Raw genomic sequence first — 2374 nt, forward strand, 5'->3', positions numbered from 1 at the left:
ACGCCGACCTCAGCCCGCTGCTCAAGGAGCTCCGCGAGCTGAGCGAGGCCCAGGTGGAACTGCCGCCGCTGATCGCCCAGACCGGCAAGATGACGTCCAGGGAACGGGAGTCACGGGCCCGGCTGTACGAGGCCAGCCTCCTGATCGGGCAGAGCGTCATGGGTGAGGTCGCCGCCGAACTCGCCCACCGGCAGAAGCACCTGGAGGCCACCGCGAGCCTCCTCCCGCTCGATCCCGAACGGTACCGGCAGCTGCTGCGCACGGTGCAGGAATCCGAACGCGAACTCGCCCTGCAGATCTCGCTCGGTGTGGGAGCGGAGAAGAAGATCAAGCTGATGTTCGACGGACTGGAGCGCCTGGCGGACGCGCCGGTGATCCCTGGCCGCAGCTTCACGCGGCTCGAACGGAGCGTGTTCAAAACTCGGGCGAAGCTCTCCAGGGCCGCCGTCACGATCGAGCGGGAGGGCGGTGTCTGGGGCTACCTCTGGGAGATCGACCTCGCCAAGAAGCCGATGTCGATCCGTGCCTATCCCGCCGAGGAGCTCTTCTCCCGGCTGGATGTCGCCGAGGGTGCGGCCCTGCACGAGGTCGAGCGGAGCATGGCGCGCAAGTTGCGCGAGACCATTGCCTGGTCCGACCGGCTCGGCCGCCTCACGGCCAAGGACCTGACCGAGCACCTGGCGGCGTTGCAGTCGGCGGAGTCGCTGGAGCTGATCAAGGGCGGTGGCGCCACGACGAGTGGGAGGGTCTTGGACCTCCTTGCCCTCGACGCGAGAAGCCACTTGATCGGAGACGCCCGCGAGGTGCGGGAGTTCCGGGCCGAGTTGCGGGCCGAGGCCAGGACGGTTCTCGCGGCGTCGATCGACCACCGGCTGGAGCAGGCCGAGCAACGGACGGAGCGGGGCAGCCTCCTGGGGGCGACTGTCGTCGGCGGTCCGGATCCGCACGAGTTCTTCTCCGAGACGTTCGCGGGCGCCAGGACCCTGGTGAGCACCGGCCTGCTGACAGCCGCCGAGGCCGTGGAGGTCCTCCAGGCGAAGGACCCCAACGGCAGGTTCCCGAAGGCCATGTCGGCCCGGGAACCGCTGAGGACCTTCATCACCGATCTGCTGCCCGATCTCCTCAAGCTGGTCGAGAAGGGTTCCTACATCACCACCAGCGAGCGGGTGTTCAAGGACTTCGCGGACCGGATGACCGCGTTCGCCGGCAACGAGCCGACGGACGATCACCGGATAGCGCTCACCGCCGGACTGGAGATCTACCGCGACGCCCTGCTCAGCAACGGCAAGGCCCTCGAAGACCTCAAGGAACTGCGTCCGCTCGTCGAACAGGCCGTTCTCGGGAGCAAGGACCGCTTCGACAAGATCTTCTACGAGTTCACCACGGCGGAGCACAATCCCGGGCTCACACCGGACGCCGCCCAAGCGGAGCTCTGGGAGCGCATCGCGGCCCAGTACCGGGGGGCAGGCCTGGGCATGGTGCTGGACGGGCGGATCGGGCTGTTGGACCTCGCCGGCTTCTGCGCGGAAGGAGCGCTGCTGGCGTCCTCGGTCGACGGGGGGAGGGCCTATGCGGACCTCGTCGACGTCTTCATGCTCAACCGCCCGGAGACCGGTTACGCCACCGAGGGCCTGAACGTGCTGGCCGCGGCCGCGTTGCGATCGGCTGCCGAGGACCTTCCTGACCCGCGGACGACGGACCGGACGCGGCGCCGGCTCGACTTCCTGGAATCCGTGCTGATGGAGCAGGGGCGCGACAGCGGGTTGCTGGTGGAGGCGGCCGCGCTGATCCGGGACGATCTGGACTGGGCCGGCCGGAGCGACGCGAGCGAGACCGACGTGCTCGAACGGCTCGACCGGATGTCCGGAGCGGGCCTGAGGCTGGTGTCCGAGGGGCTGATGGACATCGAGCAGTTCGGCGCCCGGCTCGACCACCTGGCCGGGTTCCGGCACGCCGGGACCGGATCGGGGCCGGACTTCGAGGCCCGGATCGAGGGCCTCCGTCAGCGCGCCGTCTACGCCTCGGTCGAGCACAGAGTCGGGCAGGGCACCAACATCCACCTGCTCAACGCCGGCGACATGCTGCTGCAGCTGATCAAGGTCGCCGACGGACTCACCTCGGCCGAAGCCGGACCGTATCGGGTCGAGCCCGAAGCGCTCTTCGCACTGACGACGCGGATGACCGGCCTCTCGCCGGCTCCCAAAGACTCCCACTTCGCCCAGGAAGGGGTCTTCGGTATGGCCGACGCGGTTCTGCGCTATCACACCGCGGAGCCGGGCCCGGCGAAGGAGGCGGCGTTCGAGCAGTGGTTCATCGCGCTCGAAGGGTTCGGAATCCGTCTGCTCGACTACGATCCCGGGCTGGCCTCCTGGGC

Annotated in this window: 1 protein-coding gene; it reads left to right on the forward strand. The window is 69.0% G+C overall.

The window, feature by feature from the left end:
• Positions 1–2374 (forward strand): hypothetical protein (locus AB0O11_RS39270; RefSeq protein WP_363397402.1); only part of this gene is annotated, 2374 nt, incomplete at both ends.

This window comes from Kitasatospora sp. NPDC093102 (genome assembly GCF_040683915.1).
Lineage (GTDB): Bacteria > Actinomycetota > Actinomycetes > Streptomycetales > Streptomycetaceae > Kitasatospora.